Raw genomic sequence first — 22,228 nt, forward strand, 5'->3', positions numbered from 1 at the left:
ACGCCTCACAACGCGCTGTTTAAATCGAACCCTTGCGTCATCTTCTTGCTCAATCTTTTTAAAGTAATCTTTCATTCACAATCCAGCTTTCTACAATTTAAAAATATTTGCGCAAAATAAGATCAGGATGAGAATTTTACTCTCCGCCTCTGCCTTCAAGCTTATATGACACAATAAAAGACTTTTTAAATATTAATTCGATTTTCAATGGCTTTGTTGCATAAATATGTAAGCATCTGATTTAAATAAATTTAATTTTAGATCAAAAAATAATCAAAACTTTTAAAATCATATAGTTATGAAATCTTTGTGCAACAAAGCCATTTTCAATTCCTAATTTCCTTGTGATGTATGCGACAGATCAAATCATCCATGATTCATAACCGTTAAAATCCATCATTTAAAAGCCCTATCACTTTTATTATCTTAAGAAGAATTATCAATAAAATAACGATGAACGTTAAATATAAGCGTTTTAGTCGGATTTAAAATAAATATATACAAGTATTTTAGTCAGGTATTTAAATATAAACATAAGTAATTTGGTCAACTTTAAAATACAAAAATATTAGTTTATTTTTCATCACACCATTATTTTAAGTATATGTATTTAAACAACTTAATAATATATTTTTTATTTAAGTTTAAAGACTATTTATCTTTTGTATGTTTTTGTTTAATAATATAAAGCAAGTTAAAAAATAGGCTTTGTGAAATGAGCTTAGTCCCCAAAAATCTCAATCAAAAAGTCACCAGAGAGATTGTGGCCATTTTAATCATTAAGGTGATTATTTTAATGGTTATTAAGAACATCTGGTTTGACGCCCCAACGATTCCTAAAAATTTTGACAATCAAGTTGCTGAGCGTATTGCTGGCAATCCATCCCCAATCAAGGAGACACGTTGATGATATCTGAAAGCGTGGTCGATCTTTCGCGGTTCCAGTTCGCTATGACCGCGATGTATCACTTTATTTTTGTTCCACTTACACTGGGGCTTGCCTTTATTCTTGCCATTATGGAAACCACCTATGTGATTTCAGGTAAAGAAATTTATAAAGACATGACCAAGTTTTGGGGGAAACTCTTCGGTATTAACTTCGCTTTAGGGGTCACTACTGGCTTAACCATGGAGTTCCAGTTCGGGACTAACTGGGCATATTACTCACACTATGTGGGGGATATTTTCGGTGCTCCATTAGCCATTGAAGGATTAATGGCATTCTTCTTAGAATCGACATTCATCGGTCTGTTCTTCTTTGGATGGGATCGCTTATCCAAAGTGCAGCACTTGTGTGTAACATGGCTAGTTGCACTCGGTTCTAATATGTCTGCCTTATGGATTCTGGTTGCAAATGGTTGGATGCAAAACCCTGTCGGTTCTGTATTTAACTATGAAACCATGCGTATGGAACTGGTAGATTTTGGTGCTCTCATTTTTAACCCAGTTGCGCAGGTAAAATTTGTACATACCGTGTCTGCGGGTTATGTGACAGGCGCTATTTTCGTCCTTGCTATTTCAAGCTACTACTTACTGAAAAAACGCGATATTCCTTTTGCGCGTCGTTCATTTGCGATTGCCGCAATTTTTGGTTTAGCTTCAACACTTTCAGTGATTTTACTGGGCGATGAGTCAGGTTATGAACTGGGTGATGTTCAAAAAACTAAACTCGCAGCCATTGAAGCAGAATGGGATACTCACCCTGCACCTGCACCCTTTACTTTGTTTGGTATTCCAAATAAAGAAACCATGACTACAGATTATGCAGTGAAAATTCCATATGTGATGGGTCTTATTGCAACACGTTCTTTAGACAAAGAAGTGACTGGCATTAAAGATTTGATCGTACAACACGAAGATCGTATTCGTAACGGTATGGTGGCTTACTCACAACTGGAAAAACTACGCGCGGGTGATACTTCTCCAGAGCTAAAAGCTGCCTTTGCTGAAACTCAAAAAGACTTGGGCTATGGCTTACTGCTGAAAAAATATACACCAAATGTAGTTGATGCATCTGAAGATCAAATTAAATCTGCTGCAAAAGACACGATTCCGCACGTACCAAGCTTATTCTGGGCATTCCGTGCCATGGTTGTATCTGGTTTCCTTATGCTGTTGTTATTTGCTCTAGCAACCTTTGCTGTGGCAAAACGCAATGCAGAAAACAAACCATGGTTACTGAAGTTCGCACTATTCGCTCTACCTCTGCCATGGATTGCTGCACAAACAGGTTGGTATGTTGCTGAAGTAGGTCGTCAACCGTGGACGATTGGTGAAGTTCTACCTACACACTTGTCAGCATCAAGCTTAAGCACAGGTGATGTATGGGGTTCTATCGCTGCCTTAGCTGCGTTCTATACCGTTCTTTTGATTATTGAAATGTATTTAATGATCAAATTCTCACGTCTTGGTCCAAGTTCGCTTCACACTGGTAAATACCATTTTGAAAAACTTGAAGCAGCTCGTAATGAGGAGACTCAAGCATGATCGAATATGAATTACTCAAAATCATTTGGTGGGTTTTAGTCGGCGTCTTGCTGATTGGCTTTGCCCTCACCGATGGCTTCGATATGGGCTCTATGGCGATCATGCCATTTGTGGGCAAAACAGATGAAGAACGCCGTGCGGCCATCAATACCATTGCTCCGCACTGGGACGGTAACCAAGTTTGGTTCATTACTGCTGGCGGTGCATTGTTTGCCGCATGGCCAATGGTTTATGCAACAGCATTCTCAGGCATGTATTGGGCGCTACTGTTGGTACTGTTTGCCCTATTCTTACGACCTGTAGGTTTTGACTACCGCTCTAAACTGCAAAATACCAAATGGCGTACGTCATGGGACTGGGGTTTAGCAGTCGGTGGTGCTGTGCCTGCACTGGTCTTCGGTGTGGCTTTTGGGAACATGTTCTTAGGCGTGCCATTTAGTTTAGATGATACCGTCCGCTCAACTTATACAGGGAGCTTCTTCGCCCTGCTTAACCCATTTGCTTTAGTCTGCGGTCTAGTTAGTTTATCAATGCTGTGTGCACACGGCGGTGCATGGCTCATGCTTCGTACCGATGGTGACTTACGTAGACGCTCAGCACAAGCAACGAAACTTATGGGCATTGTTTATCTCATCTGTTTCTTAGGTGCTGGTGCTTGGTTGTACTTTGGTGGAATCGAAGGTTATACCTTAGTCACTCCATTTGACACCAACGGTGTTGCTAACCCATTGGCAAAAGAAGTGTTGACCAATGCCAACCATGGCTGGATGAACAACTACTCGACTTACCCAATTACTATGATTGCGCCTATCGCAGGTATCTTAGGTGGTTTAATTGTGGTGCTTGCAGCAAGCAAAAACAAAGCAGGCTTTAGCTTCTTGGGTTCAAGTCTAGCAGTCGTGGGGGCAATTTTAACTGCTGGTTTTGCGCTGTTCCCATTCTTAATGCCGTCAAGTATTCAACCTGTTGCAAGCTTGACCATGTGGGATGCAGTTTCAAGTAAAACGACGTTAACTGTAATGACCGTTGCGGCATGTATCTTTGTCCCACTCATTTTGTGCTATACCACTTGGTGTTACTACAAAATGTGGGGTGTTATTACCAACACACACATTAAAGAGAATTCACACAGCCTTTACTAAGGCTGTGTCTAAGGAGATGAAATTATGTGGTATTTTGCATGGATTCTCGGCATTTTGATGGCTTGCTTTGCAGGTGTACTCAGTGCTTTGTATATCGAACATCATCAAGACCTTGATGAGGAATAAACCATGACAGACGTTGCTATGGAAAACCAAACTGTAGATAAAAAGCCGAACAAATTTGCGATGCTAATTTCCTGCCTATTGGCCTTTCCACTTGCAGCGGTGTTGTTAGTGCATCCTGCTGCTATGTTGGATGACAATGGTCACTATAGCCACAGTGCGCTGATGTATATCATGATTGGTATCTCAGGCGGCTTTATCCACGGCGTTGGCTTCGTGCCACGCCACTGGATTTGGAAATGGCTGTTTAGCCCGTTTCTATCGTGGCCACTGATGATCTGGGGTTATTACACTTGGTTCTTCAGTTAAATAAAAAAGCCCTCATTGACTGAGGGCTTTTTTATGGTCCGCTATTCGTGAATTCTACATTTCAGCCATGACACCAATAATGCCATTAATAATCATATCTACCGCAATAGTCCCAATCAGTAAGGCAGACAGTCGCCCGACAATATCAACATAACGGTCAATATATTTGGCATGCTTATAGCGTAAATGATCATGTGCAAATTTCATTAAAATCATCAAGCCACAGGTCAACGCCAAAGTCAGGAAAATAATCATAGCTGCGCCGCTGATTGGCAATGCCATACCTGTCACCACAGCGGCACTGATGGTTCCTGGACCAATCATAAAAGGCATCGCAATGGTTCCTGCCAAATGCTCAGGCGCACCACGCATTTCACCAATGGTATCTGCCCCCTGAAACACGTAACGATAACCAATCACCAAGAAGATCAGGCCACCAAATATTTGGAAGGCTTCAAAGCGTACATTTAAATATTTACTAAAAATCGCTTCTCCACCCCATGCAAACAGCATAAATACTATAAAGGCAATGAGACAGCCCTGAATCAAGGCCTTATTAAACACTTTAGCTTCGGAGTTCCGAATCATGCCAATCATGTAAATACTCATTAAAAACGGATTCAGCAATGAGAAAAACAAAGCAAAAGCATGTAAATATGAGGTCAACATGGTTCCTCCTAATTATCCTTGAGGGTCTGGAAATAAGGGACGATTCCCTGGACTGATTCGATTGATATGTAAGAAGGTCATGTGACGCTCATAACGATCCAGCACATCATTAATCACTTGCTCTTTGGTATAACCAACAAGGTCGTTGCCTTGAGAACCTTCATACAAATAAGTTTCAAGACGGTAGTAGAAGCGTTTACCTAGTTTGCCACGCTCACTAAAGGTCGGCGCGATATAACGTACTGGCCAAATTTGATAGACAAAGTTTTGTTCTTCTTCCAAATGTATCATCAAATCTAAATGATACAGATTTGGGTCTTCTTCTAATGCACTCTCTTGAACACTGATGTCGATACCACGTTTTTACATTTCCTCGGCAACCGCCATTACCGCAGGTCGGCAAATGTCATCGAGCATACGCCGAGTATCAGTTGTTCCTGGATGGTGCATGACTCGGGACAAACGTTTTTTCCAGTTGAGGATGTCGACATTGCCCACCACAGGTGCAGCATTTAAACTGCTACTGGCTTGTCGATAGTCTTCTAAACGCAGTGATTTATACAAACCTGCCATCACCAAGAACATCACAAAACTAAACGGCAACCCCATAATAATCGTGGCATTTTGTAGTGCCGTAATCCCGTTAGCCATCAACATTGCAAGGGTCAATAAACCAATCGCTATGGCCCAGAATACACTCAACCATCGCGGTGCATCATGATCGACATTGGTAAATTGAGTGGTGAAATTACCCAACACCAGTGCACCAGAGTCCGCCGAGGTCACATAAAACAGTAAGCCCGTAATTGTGGCTACACCTGCAATAAACGGAAACCATGGATACTGTGCCAGCAAGTCATAAAAACCATGTGCTGGGTTGGCAATGACACTCTGTGCGAGGGCCAAATTACCATCAAAAATCACACTATGTAGTGCACTATTTCCAAATATTGATAACCACGTAAGTGTGAAAAACAAAGGAATAATAAGGGTCCCACTGACAAACTCACGAATGGTTCGACCACGTGAAATCCGTGCTAAAAACAAACCTACGAAGGGTGACCAAGCCACCCACCATGCCCAAAAGAACAAAGTCCAACTGTTCATCCATTCTTTCGGTTGTTGAAAGGCAAAACTTTCCAAAGTCATACTTGGAAAACGGTTAATGTAGTCCCCAATATTTTGCACAAAGGCATTCAATAGAAATTCGGTATTGCCCAAAAACAAAATAAACAGCATCAACCCGACAGAGACATAAATATTGATCTCGGAAAGAACACGCAGTCCCTTATTCACCCCTGAAGTCACTGAAATAATGGTCATTACCACCGCAACCACAATTAATGCGGTTTGCATCCAGAGGTTTTCGGGTAAATCGAACAGCACATGTAAGCCGTAGTTCAGCTGTACCACCCCAATCCCGCAGGTTGTAGCAATACCAAAGATAGTCCCGATGACCGCTGCGGTATCAACACTATGACCAATCGGCCCATGAATCTTATTCCCAAAGATCGGATATAAAGCAGAGCGAATAGTCAGTGGTAAGTTATAGCGATAACTAAAATATCCCAATGCCATGCCAATCAAGGCATACATACACCATCCAGTTAGACCATAGTGAAACAGCGTCCACACCATGCCTTGACGTGCAGCTTCTAGGGTCTGCCCCTCACCCACAGGGGGATGCATATAATGGGATAATGGTTCCGCCACCGAGAAGAACATCAAATCGATGCCAATCCCAGCTGAGAACAGCATTGCAGACCAACTTAAAAGGCTAAATTCTGGCTTGGAATGTTTGGGGCCTAATTTGATGTTGCCGTAGCGAGAACAGGCAATAAAAATGACAAAGACCATATACAAAGTCGCTGCGAGTAAGTAATACCAACTAAAAGTTGAACTCACCCACGCCAAGACTGTATTTAAGGTCCGATTAGCAAAGTCATTAAACAAAATGGTGGTAATAGAAAAAATTAAAATAATGAGAGCTGAAATGTAAAAGACCACACCATTTAAACGGTCTTTAGGCGCTAATGTTTGATCATCAACTGCTCTTGGATTATCTGTCGCCATACAATCCTCAAGAAAGTAAATAAAAAAAGACAAAAGCCAATTTTTAAACTTCTCGTGGTCGAGAGCTTAAAAATCGACTAACGAAAACGACAGTATTTTTATCAGAAATAAAAACGCTATCTTCTTTAAACCTGAAGGTTTAAATCATTTATGCGGTGCATTTGCTACACAGTTTTAAAATGTAAGCCACCCTTGTTCATCGATATTTTGATAGAAATCTTACACATGTCTCCCTTCAAAATGACTATAAAAGTTTTCTCAACTCGAAAAAAGTATAAAACCGTAAGCCCATAGCTCATCAGCTCACTTTTCTGAATGATGTTCTGCAATTAAACCCTTATGACACATCCTTTTGATAAATAAAAAGTTATGTCGAATACTCAAAGCAATTTAGCAATATTTTGCTTTGAATTTAACCATAAGTGTACTTTTTATTGATTGAACGTTCAATCAATAAAAAGTATCATAAAAAAATGCTATGATGCTTTCCATGTAAGTTATTGAATCTAACGTCTTTAAATTTAAGACAAATTGTTCTGGATTGTCATGAATAAACGTAGAGTAAAACCTGAGCATGAGCGCCGTGAAGAAATCATTAATGCTGCCTATGCAGTCATTTATGAAGTGGGCTTATCCAACACCACCATTGCTCAAATTGCGAAAAAAGCACAGCTTTCTACGGGCATTGTGAGTCATTATTTTGGCGATAAACAAGGCCTCATTCACAGTTGCATGCGTCAAATGCTCAATGTCTTAGCCGAGACCACGGCAAGCTATAAGGCAAAGGTGGTGCAGCCCAGTCCAGAACATTCGCTCAAAGCCATTATTGATGCCAACTTTGACATCAGCCAGGTCAACAACACTGCTATGCGGGTTTGGCTCGCTTTTTGGTCTGCCAGTATGCACCTACCCGACTTAGGTCGACTGCAACGAATTAATGACCAACGTCTTTATTCAAATTTGAAGTTTCATTTCTTGCAGCTCATGCCAAAGGCCCAAGCAAGCCAAGCCGCTAAAGGGCTAGCAGCACTGATTGATGGATTATGGTTACGTGGAAGTTTAAGTGGTCATCAAGCATTTGATCGTGTTTTGGCACGTTCTATTGCATACGACTATGTCGATATGCAACTTCGCTTAATTCAACAGATACGGCAGGAACAACAAAATGAATAATGTACAGCTTCACTCGCTTTATATTCACGGACAATATTTCAATGCCACCAGTGGTCAAAGCTTTAACAGTATCAATCCTGCTACAGGTCAGGTCATTGCCACTATTCAGCAAGCCTCTAAAGCTGATGTCGATTCAGCTGTGCAAAGTGCTGTACAAGGGCAACGTAAATGGGCTGCCATGACGGCAGTCGAACGTGCCCGTATTTTACGTCGTGCCGTCGATATTTTACGCGCTCGTAATGACGAATTAGCACGCCTAGAAACACTCGATACAGGTAAAGCGTTCAGTGAAACCTCTACCGTCGATATTGTCACTGGTGCTGACGTTTTAGAGTACTACGCAGGACTTGCAACTGCCATTCAAGGTGAACAAGTGCCACTACGTGAAAGTAGTTTTTTCTACACGCGCCGTGAACCTTTAGGTGTGGTGGCAGGCATTGGTGCTTGGAATTATCCCATCCAAATTGCACTTTGGAAATCAGCTCCTGCCCTCGCTGCGGGGAATGCCATGATTTTTAAACCCAGCGAAGTGACCCCTCTTACCGCCTTAAAGTTAGCAGAGATCTATACTGAAGCAGGCGTACCTGCTGGGGTTTTCAACGTTGTACAAGGTTTTGGTGCTGAAGTGGGTCAATGGTTGACTGAACACCCAGATATCCAAAAAATTTCGTTCACAGGTGGTGTGGCAACGGGTAAAAAGGTCATGGCCAGTGCTGCGGCTTCTAGTCTCAAAGAAGTTACCATGGAGCTCGGTGGCAAGTCACCTCTCATTATTTGTGCCGATGCCAACCTTGATCGCGCAGCCGATATTGCAGTAATGGCGAACTTCTTTAGCTCAGGTCAAGTATGTACCAATGGCACCCGTGTGTTTGTACCACAAACCCTCAAGGCTGCATTTGAACAAGCAGTGATTGAGCGTGTAAAACGTATCCGTATGGGTGACCCTATGCAGGCTGAAACCAACTTTGGACCTTTAGTCAGCTTTCCGCATATGGAAAAAGTCTTGTCTTATATTGAGTCGGGCAAACAACAAGGTGCGACTTTATTGATTGGTGGACAACGTGGCACTGAAGCAGCACTTGCTCAGGGCGCATATGTTTTACCGACCGTGTTCACCGACTGTCATGACGACATGCACATTGTGCAAGATGAAATCTTTGGTCCAGTCATGAGCATTTTAAGCTATGACAGTATTGAAGAAGCTATTCAACGTGCCAACAACACCAGTTATGGTTTAGCTGCGGGTGTGGTCACACAAGATATTTCCCAAGCGCATCGCATTATTCATCAGCTTGAGGCTGGTATTTGCTGGATCAATACATGGGGCGAATCCCCTGCTGAGATGCCTGTAGGGGGTTATAAACAGTCAGGAGTCGGACGTGAAAATGGCATCACCACACTTGAACACTATACCCGTATCAAATCGGTTCAAGTTGAACTGGGTGAATACCAAAGTATTTTTTAAAGTCTGAATTTTAACTATCTAAATCCTTACTTCCTTTTTATTTATTCTTTTTTTCATCCTCAACTCAACATGTGGCCACGTTCTCATGCAACGTGGCCCTGCCATAGAAAAAGGATCATTATGCATTCTCAACACTACGATTATATTATTATTGGTGCAGGTTCTGCGGGTAACGTACTGGCTGCTCGTTTAACAGAAGACCCCGATGTTTCGGTACTGTTACTCGAAGCAGGTGGTCCTGATTATCGTCTCGACTTCCGTACCCAGATGCCTGCTGCCTTAGCCTATCCCTTGCAAGGTCGTCGTTATAACTGGGCGTATTTAACCGACCCAGAACCTCATATGAATAACCGCCGCATGGAATGTGGTCGCGGCAAAGGCTTAGGCGGCTCATCCCTAATTAATGGCATGTGCTATATCCGTGGTAATGCCATGGACTTAGAACAATGGGCTAGCTTGAAAGGCCTTGAAAATTGGAGCTATGCCGACTGTCTGCCTTACTACAAAAAAGCAGAAACCCGTGATCTCGGTGGCAATGACTATCATGGCGATGCTGGCCCTGTTTCTGTCGCCACACCTAAAGCAGACAATAATGTTTTATTCAATGCCATGGTTGAAGCTGGTGTACAAGCAGGCTATCCACGCACCGATGACTTAAATGGTTATCAACAAGAAGGTTTCGGCCCAATGGATCGAACCGTGACCCCCAAAGGTCGACGCTCAAGCACTGCACGTGGCTATTTAGATATGGCCAAAGGTCGAGCGAATTTAACCATTATCACCCATGCCATGACCAATCAAATTTTGTTCAGTGGCAAACAAGCGATTGGTGTTGAATATATTCAAAGTGCTAATCAAAACAACTTGCTTCAGGTCTATGCCGATAAGGAAGTTCTACTCTGTGCTGGAGCGATTGCATCACCGCAAATTTTGCAACGTTCGGGTGTTGGTTCAAGTACTTTACTTCAGTCTCTCGACATTCCAGTCGTGCATGACTTACCGGGTGTCGGTGAAAACCTGCAAGACCATTTAGAAATGTACTTACAATATAAGTGTAAGCAACCTGTTTCTCTCTACCCTGCTTTAAAATGGCAAAATCAACCTGCAATTGGTGCAGAGTGGTTGTTTAACGGAACAGGGATTGGAGCAAGCAACCAGTTTGAAGCAGGTGGCTTTATTCGATCATCCAAAGAGTTTGCTTGGCCAAATATTCAATACCACTTCTTGCCTGTTGCAATTAACTATAATGGCAGCAATGCCGTCAAAGAGCATGGCTTCCAAGCCCATGTCGGTTCGATGCGCTCGCCTTCACGCGGTCGCGTACATGTGACATCCAAGAATCCTTTCGACCATCCAAGTATTTTATTTAACTACATGTCGACAGAACAAGACTGGCAGGAATTTCGTGATGCGATTCGAATCACCCGCGAAATCATGCAGCAACCTGCGCTTGATCCTTACCGTGGCGAAGAAATTAGCCCTGGAAAAGATGTGAGTAGCGATGCTGAATTAGACGAATTTGTACGTAATCACGCCGAAACGGCTTATCATCCATCCTGTAGTTGTAAAATGGGTGAAGATGATATGGCGGTAGTCGATGGACAAGGTCGCGTGCATGGCCTGCAAAGTTTACGTGTGGTGGATGCATCGATTATGCCGCTGATTATCACAGGTAACTTAAATGCAACCACCATTATGATGGCTGAAAAAATAGCAGATCAAATACGTGGTCACCAAGCTTTACCACCCTCAACTGCTCCATTTTATCGCGCCGAAATCGCATAACTCTTAATGGTGTAAAACCTGACCTTTTATTCAACTTTAGAATAATTAGGTCAGGCAATTATTCATATTTTCTAAAACACCATAATCACAACTTGCTTTATCTTTAGAACTTACTTTACATCTCAACTTATACATTTAAACGTTAAAAAGATTATGCTCTTGTATAGATATTCAACATCTGTATTTTAAATACAGAAATTATACCCAAATAAAACTCAATAAAAACAATAGCTAAAAACAAACATCACTGATATTTATAATTTAACCCAACCCATTTAAAATAAAAATTACTAAGTCAATACATATTTAGTCTAAAATACCCATAAGTCAAGATGCGTGATAGCTTAAAAATTTAAGCTTTGGCTACTTGAGATTTTAAGTATTACTTCAATTCTGCCAAGCTAATTTTTTACAAGCACCTCTATCACCATAATTGTTATTTTCTCTTCGCTATAAAGCGATCCAAAACCTGCTCCCCAAGGTCATAATCGCATGAACAAATTTTTAAAATACCTTTTGGTATTGATCATACTGCTTATTATTGCAGTCGTAATTTTCTTATTTAGACCCGTCACGTCTAAAAAAATTCAAACCACCAGCAACGAGCCTGTTGTTGACGCAGTCTTAGTCGGCGGTGGGATCATGAGTGCAACTTTAGGCACATATCTAAGCGAGCTTGAGCCAAACTGGCAAATTCGCATGTATGAACGCCTAGACAATGTTGCACAAGAAAGCTCAAACGGCTTCAACAATGCTGGCACAGGCCACTCTGGCTTTATGGAAATGAACTATACCTCTGAAAAAGATGGAAAAATGGACATTTCTAAAGCTGTGAACGTTGCGGAACAATTTGAAGTTGCAAAACAGTTCTGGTCTTATCAGGTGAAAGAAGGCGTTTTGGGTCAACCAAATAGCTTTATCAACCCTGTACCGCACATTGCCTTCGTTTGGGGCGATAACGTGAATTTCCTCGAAAAACGTTATGCTGCAATGGTTAAAAACCCAATGTTTTATGGCATGAAATTCTCTGAGAATCCTGCCGAAATTAAACAATGGGCACCATTGGTGATGAATGGCCGTGATGCTGCACAAAAAGTAGCTGCAACACGCATGGATGTAGGTTCGGATGTGAACTATGGTTCGATCACCACTCAATTGGTCGATCACCTTAAAAAACAATCTAATTTCCAGTTACAAACATCGACTGAAGTGACTGGCATTAGCCAAAATGATGATAAAACGTGGACTGTTGCATTTAAAAACCTCACTACAGGGAAAACAGATCACGTGAAAACGCGCTTTGTCTTTATTGGTGCAGGCGGTGCAGCGGTTAAACTTTTACAAATGACAGGCTTACCAGAAGCGAAGCAATATGCTGGCTTCCCTGTAGGTGGCGTGTTCTTAATGACCGACAACCCGAAAGTCACTGAAGGCCATACTGCAAAAGTTTATGGTCGTGCTGAATTAGGCGCACCTCCAATGTCTGTTCCACATATTGATACGCGTTATATCGACGGTAAAAAATATGTGTTGTTTGGTCCATTTGCGACTTATTCAAACAAATTCTTAAAACAAGGTTCTCAGCTTGATTTATTGAAATCAACCACGAAGAATAACGTTTTACCAATGACTGCTGTGGGTATGGAAAATCTTGATTTGGTCAAATACTTGGTGAGCCAAGTCATGATGACCGATGAAGACCGTTTTAATGAATTGAAAAAATACTACCCTGATGCAAAACCAGAAGACTGGCGCATGAATCAAGGTGGTCAACGTGTTCAAATCATCAAGAAAGAACCAGGCAAACCTGCAAGCTTGCAATTTGGTACCGAGATTTTTGCATCTCAAGACGGTGCTGTGACTGCCCTATTAGGTGCTTCACCAGGTGCTTCAACTTCTCCTTATATTATGTTGAGCTTGCTTGAGAAAGCATTCCCACAACAAGTAGAAGGTAAATGGAATCCGAAATTACATGAAATTGTAAAATCGTACCAACAAGAACTCAGCACCAATCCTGTTCTTCTTGACCAAGTTCGCCAGTACACCAGCACAACCCTAGGTTTGAAATACACACCTATGGCTAAGGCTGCAAATGACGAAACTGTTGCGGTAGCAAAAGCACAGTAATCTGCTTTAAACCCTAAAAAGGATGGACTTTGCGCCATCCTTTTTTAATTCATATTTGAAACTATTCTGTGTATGTCGCTTTTCCATTCCGATGCTTTTTTGGCTTTTCATTCACGTGATTTTTCACTTCTGAGTGTCAATCAGTTGTGCTTAATTCTAACCATCATGATTCAAGAAGTCGTCATTGCTTATAGTATCTATCAACTCACTCAAAATCCACTCAGCCTTGGCATGATTGCCTTAATTGAGTTACTCCCCTTTATTTGCCTCTCCCTGATCAGTGGCGACTGGGCTGACCGCTATAACAGACAAAAAATTGTGCAGTGGAGTTTTAGCTGTAGCACTCTAATTCCCTTATTATTTATTGTTCTTTTTTCTCAGTACCAACAACAGCACATTCAACAAAATACACTTTTATGCGGCATTTATAGCCTCATCTTTTGCTTAGGCATACTTAGAGGTATTTACAGCCCATCTTTTAATTCATTACGCCCTTTTCTAACCCCAGAGTCAGCCTATAGCAATGCAGCCACATGGACTGCTCTCATTTGGCAAATGGGCGGCATTTTAGCACCCTTATGTGCAGGACTGTTACTTGGCCAACTTGGGCTTGAAAAAACCCTCTTGATTGTTTTTTTCTTATGTTGCGTGGGTAGCATCTGCTTATTCGGATTAAGCGCTCGCGACTTCCCAAGCCCGCATAAACAACATTTAAGCAAAAGCTTAAAAGAAGCCTATTGGTTTATCTTTAAACATCCACTGATGTTTTGGAGTATGTTGCTGGATCTCAGCGCCATGCTTTTTTGTAGTGTCATTATCTTACTGCCTATTTTTGCACAGGATATCCTTCATCTAGGCGTTGAAGGCCTAGGTATACTCAGAGCAGCACCAGCCATTGGCGCCTGTATCATGATGTTGATGTTGACCTGTTATTCTCCGATGCAAAATGCATGGAGAAACATGCTCTATAGTAGTTTTGCAATTGCTTTGTGCACTTTAGCCTTTGCACTATCCCCCCATATTTGGCTCTCAGTCTTCTTCCTTGTTTTGATTGGCGCCTTTGATAGCATCAGCATGATCATTCGACAAACTTTATTACAGCAACTCCCCCCAAAAGCACTATTAGGACGTGTAGCAGCTTTAAATGGCATCTTAGTGACTTCAGGTAATCAACTCGGTGCCCTACACATGAGCCAGATGACGCGCTATTTTTCTGTGGTGCCAGCAGTACTTATTGGCGGGACGCTGTGTTTAATAATCTGTGGTCTAAGCTCTACTCGTACGCGACATTTACTCAATCCATCTCCAACACAACAAAAACATGTCACCGTCACAAAAATCGAATAGCATGTTAAGCTTCAAATCTCCTTTTAATATGATGTGAGTTTTCAATAGAGCAAATTATGAAACAGATTCTCCCCTTTTCACACACTCTCTATGTCAAACTCTATTCTTTCGTACTATCCATGTTGTTGGCTTATTGCCTATTCAATGCAATCTATAGTGTGATTATTGGTGGAAAAAGTGCATACCTTTTCAGTAGTCTGATTTTAATATTTCAAACAATTACTGTTTTTAAAGCATCTGTAAATAAAAAGATCTATAACTACATGGGATTGATTGGACTCATTCTAATTCTGATTTATCTCAATCATTGGATGTTTCTTTCTCAGTATGAAAGTATTGCCATTCTTCCCTCAGTCATACTCACCGCACTTAGCTTAGGCTATTTTTCACAGCAACATTCGCGTTTAAATCTATTGAAAACGGCTTTAATTTTTGGGCTTTTAGTACTGGCCTATACGCAATACTATGACTTGAACACTCTGCAAAACTATTATGACAGCCTACATACAGGCGAAACATGGCAACAATATGGTGCTTTATAAAGCTCAAAAAAACCGTTAGAGTTTTCTTCTTATTTTAAGCACAAAAAAGCCAGCAATATCGCTGGCTTGATTCTTTTAGACTTTAGCGATGGGTATGAATCGACATCACGATGCCCATGCTCGCTAGCATGGTAATCACCGCGGTTCCGCCATAACTCATCAGTGGCAATGGATCACCTGTTACAGGTAAAATCCCACTTACCATCCCCGAGTTTAACAATACAAAGAAGAAGAACGTTAAGCCCACAGCACCCGCATATAAACGCCCAAAATTATGGAAGCTGTTCATACCAATAATCAAACAACGAATGATAATGGCCGCAAATAAACTAAACAGCAAGAACACACCAATAAAGCCAAACTCTTCCGCATACGTTGACATAATGAAGTCAGTATGGTGCTCAGGCAAATACCCCAAATGTGACTGTGTGCCTTCTGTGAAACCCTTTCCCATTAAGCCGCCAGAACCAATAGCGATTTTGGATTGGATGATATTCCAACCCGCGCCTAATGCATCTGACTCTGGATCAAATAAAGTGAGCACTCGCTTTTTTTGGTACTCTTGCAAAAAGAACATCCAAAGTAAGGGAGCGACAACAGCCAATGCACCACAGGCCAAAGCTATGAGCCGCCAAGAGATACCGCTCAGGAAAATGACGCACACACCAGGGATCAAGAGACCTAGGTTTAAGTCGGGCTGTAAAGCTGCCAATAAAAACGGCAGCATCATAATGCCCAACGAAATCACAATATGCATAAACTTCGGCGGGAATGCGCGGCCTGCAAAGTACCACGCCATCATCAAAGGCATGGCAAACTTCATAAACTCAGAAGGCTGCATACTCCCAATACCTGGAAGGCTAATCCAACGCTTCGCGCCCATGCGGGTTTCCCCCACCACCAAAACCAATACCATTAAAATCACAGCGAAGATGAAAAAATACGGACTAATGGCCTGATAGACTTTGGGTGGGATTTGCGCACAGATCATCATCACAATGAAGCCCACAGCAAAGCTCGTGGCTTGGCGAAACACCATGCCCATATCTTGCGCTGAAGCACTATAAATGACCAACAACCCCAACACGGCATTTAAAATCAGAAAGCATAAAAGCCATGGATCTAAATGTAATTTAGCCCAGCGAGATGAGTCATGTTTAATGCTTCTACCGTCACGTAAAGACTGACGTAAAAAACGATACTGCTGTGATGGTATCATTTGCGTAAATTGAATGAGCTAAAGACAGGGCAAATTATAAGTTCAAAGTGTTTTAGATAACATCATTCAAACCCATATTTCTGTAGTTTTAGCTCAATAAATCCAAATAATTTTTATTGTGCCGCCAAAATCAGGCGCGCAAGCTCAAGGTCATCTGGATAGGTAATTTTAATATTATCGGAGCGCCCTTGTACGACTTGAACCTTTTCACCAACAAACTCTAAAGCACTAGCTTCATCTGTAATTAAGGCTTGTGCCTCTAGTGCATGTTCAATTGCTTTTTTCAGTACCCCCAGTTTAGCAATCTGCGGGGTTTGTGCCTGCCAAAGCTGTGAACGATCAACGGTTTCTTGAATATCTTGCGCTGAGGCTACACGCTTTAAAGTATCTCTAACAGGAATAGCTAAAATCGCCCCTGTATTGGACTGAATAGCAGTATCAACCAGTCTCACCAAACAATCCTGCGTGACACATGGACGAGCTGCATCATGGACAAAGACCCAGTCGTCAGCATCAGCGATTGTGGAAAGATAATTGAGCGCATTGAGCACTGAGTCTACACGCTCAGCACCACCTTCGCAGAAATGTGCTTTTTCCATGTTGGTAAAAGGCAAACTTTGAGCGACATCATCATCTGAACCAATCGCCAAAACATAGCCCTGCAAGGGCAATTGATTAAGACGTAAAACCGTATGTTCAAGTACGGTCTTTTGTCCAATCATTTGATATTGTTTTAGTTCAGTTTGAGAAAAGCGACTACCCGAGCCAGCAGCAGGAATAATAGCCCACAATTTATGGGGTAGCTGGAGGGGTTTCAGGCTCATCGTCTTCATTGGTTCGCAAATCAATTTGGGCGTTAGGATCAATATAAACAGGCTTATATTGAGTACTAATGGTACTCATTTGAATAAACGTTTCTCGAGGTTTGATTAAACCCAAGTCCAAGCGTGCATGCTCTTCAATGGCTTCAATACCATTTTTCAAATCATACACTTCTGCTGCCAAGACACGATTACGTTCTTTTAAGTCGTTATTAATTTCAGTTTGTTGTTGGATTTTTTGTGTGAGTTGTAAATGGTCTTGATAACCACCCTCACCAAACCAGTATAAATACTGAAACCCTGCGATCAAAATGATCGCAAGGCCTAGTAGTACTTTACTCATCAACGAGTCGAATACATTGAACATTGACATCAGTCGCTTAGTTTAAACCTTTAAACTCAGCTTTACCGCGGTAAGCAGCATTTGTCAATTCTTCAATACGAAGCAATTGGTTGTATTTCGCTACGCGGTCAGAACGGCATAGTGAACCTGTCTTGATTTGACCAGCAGCAGTACCCACCGCAAGATCTGCAATCGTAGAATCTTCAGTTTCGCCAGAACGGTGTGAAATCACTGTAGAGTAACCATTTTCTTTCGCAAGATAGATTGCATCTAGAGTTTCAGTCAACGTACCAATTTGGTTGTACTTAATTAAGATAGAGTTACCTACTTTCTCATTAATACCACGTTGAAGGATTTTCGGGTTTGTAACGAATAAGTCATCACCTACCAATTGGATTTTGTCGCCAAGGATAGATGTCAAGTAAGACCAACCTTCCCAATCCGACTCATCTAAACCGTCTTCAATCGAGATAATTGGATATTGGTTTACAAGACCCGCTAAATAGTCAGAGAACTGGTTGCTTGTGAACGCTTTGTTGCCTTCACCCGCAAGAATGTACTGACCATTTTTGTAAAATTCTGAAGATGCACAGTCAAGCGCAAGCATAATATCAGAACCCGCTTTGTAGCCAGTTTGACCAATCGCTTCAAGAATCACAGTGATTGCTTCTTCGTTTGAACGTAAGTTCGGCGCAAAACCACCCTCATCACCTACAGCAGTGTTTAAACCCTTTTTGTTTAAAACTGACTTAAGAGAATGGAAGATTTCAGCACCCGCACGTAGTGCTTCAGAGAATGAGGTGAAGCCTACAGGCTCAATCATAAACTCTTGAATATCAACATTGTTGTCTGCATGCGAACCACCATTGATGATGTTCATCATTGGTACAGGCATAGTCAAAGTAGTTTGACCGCGTAAGTCTGCGATGTATTGGAAAAGAGGAATTTTCTTTTCATCAGCAGCAGCACGTGCAGCAGCGAGCGAAACAGCTAAAGTTGCATTCGCACCCAATTTTTCTTTGTTTTCAGTACCATCAAGCGCAATCATGGTGTTATCGATGTCTTTTTGTTCAAACACTGATTTACCCACTAGAGCATCACGGATCAAAGTGTTTACGTTATTAACCGCATTTTTAACACCCTTACCCAAATAGCGTGCTTTGTCGCCATCACGAAGTTCTAAAGCTTCACGAGAACCAGTTGAAGCACCAGATGGTGCACATGCACGGCCAACTACGCCAGATGCTAAGATTACGTCTGCTTCGATGGTTGGGTTACCACGAGAGTCCAAAATTTCACGTGCACGGATGTCAACGATTTGGCTCATGAACAATTCCTCAGTTGATTAATAACGAGATGCTTTAGATGGCATCAATGAGTTTATAATTTAGTGTGTATCTAGCTTTTTGAAACCTTTAACCAAGGTGTCCAATTCTTTTAGCTGTGCCAAGAAAGGCTCAAGTTGAGACATACGCAATGCGCATGGCCCATCACACTTGGCTTTTTCTGGGTCTGGATGCGCTTCTAAGAATAGACCTGCAAGACCTGTTGCCATTCCCGCGCGAGCAAGTGTCGTGATTTGCGCACGGCGACCGCCCGCAGAATCCGCACGACCACCCGGAGTTTGAAGCGCATGAGTCACATCAAAGAACACAGGGACATTCATTTCTTTCATGATGTCAAAGCCCAACATGTCTACAACCAAATTGTTGTAACCAAATGCCGAACCACGTTCACAAATAATGAGCTTGTCATTCCCTGCCTCTAAACACTTATGCAAAATATGGCGCATTTCATGTGGTGCAAGGAATTGTGCTTTTTTGATGTTAATGATGGCATCAGTTTTTGCCATCGCTTCAACCAAATCAGTCTGACGACTTAGGAAAGCAGGAAGTTGGATAATATCCGCAACTTCCGCTACAGGTGCAGCTTGGTAAGGTTCATGTACATCAGTAATGATGGGTACATTGAAATGTTTTTTAATGTCAGCTAACCACTCAATCCCTTTTTCTAGGCCTGGCCCTCGAAACGAGTTCAAGCTTGAACGGTTGGCCTTATCAAAACTGGCTTTAAATACGTAAGGAATCTCCAAACGCTTGCAGATATCAACATAGGTCTCTGCAATTTCAAAAGCCAAATCTTTAGACTCAAGTACGTTCATGCCGCCGAATAGTACAAATGGCAAGTGGTTTGCCATTTGTATATCGCCTAAACGTACAATTTCTTGTGGTTTTAATTGTGACATTTAAACTTCCTAGTTTATTGCTTAACCCAAATTACTTCGCTTTTTTGTACTGTGCTTTCGCAGCATCAATAAAACTAGCAAATAATGGGTGTCCATCACGTGGTGAACTTGTAAATTCCGGGTGGAATTGTACAGCAATAAACCAAGGATGTTGAGGAATTTCAACTGTTTCTACTAAGTGCTGTACAGGTGAATAGCCCGAAATTTTCATGCCTGCTTCTTCAAGCGCTGGAATAAAACGGTTATTCATCTCATAACGATGACGGTGACGTTCAATAATATCTGCTGAACCATACACTTCACGTGTTTTAGTCCCTTCAACCAATTCTGATTTTTGAGCACCAAGACGCATCGTACCGCCAAGATCAGAGTCAACATTACGCTGTTGAACTTCACCACGCTCATCTAACCATTCAGTGATTAGACCAATCAATGGAGACTTAGTCGAACGGTTGAATTCAGTCGAACTCGCGTCACTAATACCCACGACATTACGTGCATATTCGATTACAGCCAACTGCATACCTAAACAGATACCCAAGAATGGAACACCGTTTTCACGTGCGAATTTAATCGCTTGCATTTTCCCTTCAGTACCACGTTCACCAAAACCGCCTGGTACCAAGATTGCATCCATATCTTTCAATACTTCATTGACATCTTGGCTTTCAAGTTCTTCAGCATTGACATACTCAATTTGAACTTTAACGCGATTTTGAATGCCCGCATGTAAAAGCGCTTCATTCACAGACTTATACGCATCTGGAAGTTCAACATACTTACCCACCATTGCAACACGTACCGTGTATTCAGGGTTTAGTAGTGCCTCTACAACATTGTCCCAATCGGTTAAATCGGCTTCAGGTAAGTCATTGAAACCAAAACGTTCACAGATCAAGTCGTCAACATTTTGTTCATAGAATGTACGCGGAATTTGGTAAATGCTGCGCGCATCTTTACACACCACAACTGCACGTGCTTCAACGTTTGTGAACAAGGCAATTTTGCGGGTCGTGTCTGCATCAACATCATATTCAGTACGACAAATTAAAATGTCTGGCTGAATACCAATCGACAACAATTCTTTTACCGAGTGCTGAGTTGGTTTAGTTTTCAACTCTGCCGCAGATTTGATATATGGAAGCAAAGTTAAATGCATAAGCATGGTGCGCTTATGACCTAGTTCAACCATAAGTTGACGTACAGATTCCATGAATGGGAGAGATTCGATGTCACCTACTGTACCGCCAATTTCAACAATCGCAACGTCATAACCTTCGCCTGCACGAAGTACACGTTCTTTGATGTTGTCTGTAATATGTGGAATAACTTGAACAGTTCCACCAAGGTAGTCACCACGGCGTTCTTTATTTAAAACGTCTTGGTATACGCGACCAGAAGTAAAGTTATTTAACTTGGTCATTTTCGCACGACGCAAGAAACGTTCGTAATAACCCAAGTCTAAATCGGTTTCTGCACCATCCTCTGTGACAAAAACTTCACCATGTTGGAACGGGCTCATAGTCCCTGGATCGACATTAATGTATGGATCCATTTTTACCATGGTTACTTTTAATCCACGGGCTTCTAAAAGCGCAGCAACTGAAGCAGCTGAAATACCTTTACCTAGTGATGAAACTACACCACCAGTCACGAAAATAAAATGGGTCATTGGGTTTCTCGTACAATCGAGCCTAATTCGGCCTGCAATGTTGCGCAATTTTACTTTACCTTGCACCAATAAAGCAAAGTCAATCCGCATCAATTCATAGAACAATAAACAATTGGATATTCTATCAGCATTTGGCAGATAAAATTAAGCTAAGTTCATAGGATTTTCATCTTGCATTTTGCTGTTATAATGGCACGATCCTTCAAACACTCGATTTTATGTAATTATGAATAAAAAACTTTTAATTTGTGGTGCCATTGCAGCAGGCTTACTATTAACAGCATGTGTAAAGAAAGAAGCGCCTAAAGAAGATGAACAAGAACAAGTTGAAGTCGTCACTACAGAGCAACAACAAACTGTTGAACTTCAACCTTTGGCAGCATCTGAGCCTGAGATTCCAGCGCAAGTTGAAGTGATTCGCGAAGAAACACCGAATACAACTACTGAGATCCGTCGTGAAACGCCAGCACCTGCTCCAGCAGCTCAGCCTGCACCAAAAGCAGAAGCACCAAAAGCTGAAGAAAAACCAACGCAAGCACGCCCAAGTAATACAAACCCAAATACGCAAACTGAAGATGATGCGGTTGCAGCAGCCATTGCAGCAGCGACACCAGCTTTAGAAAACTAAGCATCGCTATATTAGATGATTAAAAAAACCCGATTGATATCGGGTTTTTTTATTGCCG

Annotated in this window: 19 protein-coding genes and 1 pseudogene; 12 read left to right on the forward strand and 8 right to left on the reverse strand. The window is 41.7% G+C overall.

Annotated elements, in window-relative coordinates; all coding sequences use genetic code 11:
• The first annotated feature begins 715 nt into the window (after positions 1 to 715).
• The 5 genes from cydP to MN200_RS09535 are packed head-to-tail and all read left to right on the forward strand — an operon-like array spanning position 716 to position 4,061.
• Positions 716 to 907, forward strand: a complete 192-nt coding sequence (gene cydP / locus MN200_RS09515) for a cytochrome oxidase putative small subunit CydP (protein WP_004696660.1) — start codon at positions 716 to 718, stop codon at positions 905 to 907.
• Positions 907 to 2,487, forward strand: a complete 1,581-nt coding sequence (locus tag MN200_RS09520) for a cytochrome ubiquinol oxidase subunit I (RefSeq protein ID WP_004696658.1) — start codon at positions 907 to 909, stop codon at positions 2,485 to 2,487. The genes cydP and MN200_RS09520 overlap by 1 nt, the downstream gene beginning before the upstream one ends.
• The gene (gene cydB, locus MN200_RS09525; RefSeq protein ID WP_004696656.1) at positions 2,484 to 3,629 is read left to right on the forward strand and encodes a cytochrome d ubiquinol oxidase subunit II; all 1,146 of its coding nucleotides are present in this window, start codon (positions 2,484 to 2,486) and stop codon (positions 3,627 to 3,629) included. The genes MN200_RS09520 and cydB overlap by 4 nt, the downstream gene beginning before the upstream one ends.
• Positions 3,630 to 3,653: 24 nt before the next feature.
• Positions 3,654 to 3,755 carry a cytochrome bd-I oxidase subunit CydX gene (gene cydX, locus MN200_RS09530; protein WP_002120988.1) on the forward strand — a complete coding sequence of 34 codons (102 nt, stop codon included), beginning with the start codon at positions 3,654 to 3,656 and terminating at the stop codon, positions 3,753 to 3,755.
• Between the two features lie 3 nt (positions 3,756 to 3,758).
• Positions 3,759 to 4,061: a cyd operon YbgE family protein gene (locus MN200_RS09535; RefSeq protein ID WP_004696655.1), complete on the forward strand. Its 303-nt coding sequence runs from the start codon at positions 3,759 to 3,761 to the stop codon at positions 4,059 to 4,061.
• Between the two features lie 54 nt (positions 4,062 to 4,115).
• Here MN200_RS09535 and MN200_RS09540 read toward each other — a convergent pair whose 3' ends face one another.
• Both MN200_RS09540 and MN200_RS09545 read right to left on the reverse strand, forming a co-directional pair.
• Positions 4,116 to 4,730 (reverse strand): MarC family protein, encoded by a 615-nt coding sequence (locus MN200_RS09540; RefSeq protein WP_004981851.1) that lies wholly within the window; start codon positions 4,728 to 4,730, stop codon positions 4,116 to 4,118.
• A 12-nt stretch (positions 4,731 to 4,742) separates the two neighbouring features.
• Positions 4,743 to 6,803, reverse strand: a pseudogene (locus tag MN200_RS09545) (choline transporter).
• Between the two features lie 546 nt (positions 6,804 to 7,349).
• Between MN200_RS09545 and betI the strand changes: the two are divergent.
• The 6 genes from betI (at position 7,350) to MN200_RS09575 (ending at position 15,242) form a co-directional block, all read left to right on the forward strand.
• Positions 7,350 to 7,976: a transcriptional regulator BetI gene (betI, locus tag MN200_RS09550; RefSeq protein ID WP_242759267.1), complete on the forward strand. Its 627-nt coding sequence runs from the start codon at positions 7,350 to 7,352 to the stop codon at positions 7,974 to 7,976.
• Positions 7,969 to 9,441 (forward strand): betaine-aldehyde dehydrogenase, encoded by a 1,473-nt coding sequence (gene betB, locus MN200_RS09555; protein WP_242759269.1) that lies wholly within the window; start codon positions 7,969 to 7,971, stop codon positions 9,439 to 9,441. The genes betI and betB overlap by 8 nt, the downstream gene beginning before the upstream one ends.
• Positions 9,442 to 9,561: 120 nt before the next feature.
• On the forward strand, positions 9,562 to 11,226 hold the full coding sequence (betA, locus tag MN200_RS09560; RefSeq protein ID WP_242759272.1) for a choline dehydrogenase: 1,665 nt from the start codon (positions 9,562 to 9,564) through the stop codon (positions 11,224 to 11,226).
• Positions 11,227 to 11,718: 492 nt separating this feature from the next.
• Positions 11,719 to 13,353 carry a malate dehydrogenase (quinone) gene (gene mqo, locus MN200_RS09565; RefSeq protein WP_242759275.1) on the forward strand — a complete coding sequence of 545 codons (1,635 nt, stop codon included), beginning with the start codon at positions 11,719 to 11,721 and terminating at the stop codon, positions 13,351 to 13,353.
• A gap of 72 nt (positions 13,354 to 13,425) precedes the next feature.
• Positions 13,426 to 14,700 carry an MFS transporter gene (locus MN200_RS09570; RefSeq protein ID WP_242759277.1) on the forward strand — a complete coding sequence of 425 codons (1,275 nt, stop codon included), beginning with the start codon at positions 13,426 to 13,428 and terminating at the stop codon, positions 14,698 to 14,700.
• Positions 14,701 to 14,756: 56 nt separating this feature from the next.
• Positions 14,757 to 15,242 carry a hypothetical protein gene (locus tag MN200_RS09575; RefSeq protein ID WP_242759278.1) on the forward strand — a complete coding sequence of 162 codons (486 nt, stop codon included), beginning with the start codon at positions 14,757 to 14,759 and terminating at the stop codon, positions 15,240 to 15,242.
• Positions 15,243 to 15,324: 82 nt separating this feature from the next.
• Here MN200_RS09575 and rodA read toward each other — a convergent pair whose 3' ends face one another.
• The 6 genes from rodA to MN200_RS09605 all read right to left on the reverse strand — a co-directional run bounded on the left by rodA (position 15,325) and on the right by MN200_RS09605 (position 21,542).
• Positions 15,325 to 16,461: a rod shape-determining protein RodA gene (rodA, locus tag MN200_RS09580; RefSeq protein WP_242759280.1), complete on the reverse strand. Its 1,137-nt coding sequence runs from the start codon at positions 16,459 to 16,461 to the stop codon at positions 15,325 to 15,327.
• Positions 16,462 to 16,574: 113 nt separating this feature from the next.
• Positions 16,575 to 17,294, reverse strand: coding sequence for a 2-C-methyl-D-erythritol 4-phosphate cytidylyltransferase (gene ispD / locus MN200_RS09585; RefSeq protein WP_242759282.1), 720 nt, complete (start codon positions 17,292 to 17,294; stop codon positions 16,575 to 16,577).
• Entirely contained in the window at positions 17,254 to 17,649 is a 396-nt protein-coding gene (locus MN200_RS09590; protein WP_005401054.1) for a septum formation initiator family protein, read from the reverse strand. The genes ispD and MN200_RS09590 overlap by 41 nt, the downstream gene beginning before the upstream one ends.
• Positions 17,650 to 17,662: 13 nt before the next feature.
• Positions 17,663 to 18,952, reverse strand: a complete 1,290-nt coding sequence (gene eno, locus MN200_RS09595; RefSeq protein ID WP_178927711.1) for a phosphopyruvate hydratase — start codon at positions 18,950 to 18,952, stop codon at positions 17,663 to 17,665.
• A gap of 60 nt (positions 18,953 to 19,012) precedes the next feature.
• Complete coding sequence (gene kdsA / locus MN200_RS09600; protein ID WP_005401052.1) at positions 19,013 to 19,870, reverse strand: 3-deoxy-8-phosphooctulonate synthase; 858 nt, start codon at positions 19,868 to 19,870, stop codon at positions 19,013 to 19,015.
• A 31-nt stretch (positions 19,871 to 19,901) separates the two neighbouring features.
• Positions 19,902 to 21,542 (reverse strand): CTP synthase, encoded by a 1,641-nt coding sequence (locus MN200_RS09605; RefSeq protein ID WP_242759284.1) that lies wholly within the window; start codon positions 21,540 to 21,542, stop codon positions 19,902 to 19,904.
• A 226-nt stretch (positions 21,543 to 21,768) separates the two neighbouring features.
• Between MN200_RS09605 and MN200_RS09610 the strand changes: the two genes are divergently transcribed.
• Positions 21,769 to 22,170, forward strand: a complete 402-nt coding sequence (locus MN200_RS09610) for a hypothetical protein (protein WP_004696625.1) — start codon at positions 21,769 to 21,771, stop codon at positions 22,168 to 22,170.
• Positions 22,171 to 22,228 lie beyond the last annotated feature (58 nt).

Source organism: Acinetobacter sp. LUNF3, assembly GCF_022699605.1.
Lineage (GTDB): Bacteria > Pseudomonadota > Gammaproteobacteria > Pseudomonadales > Moraxellaceae > Acinetobacter > Acinetobacter johnsonii.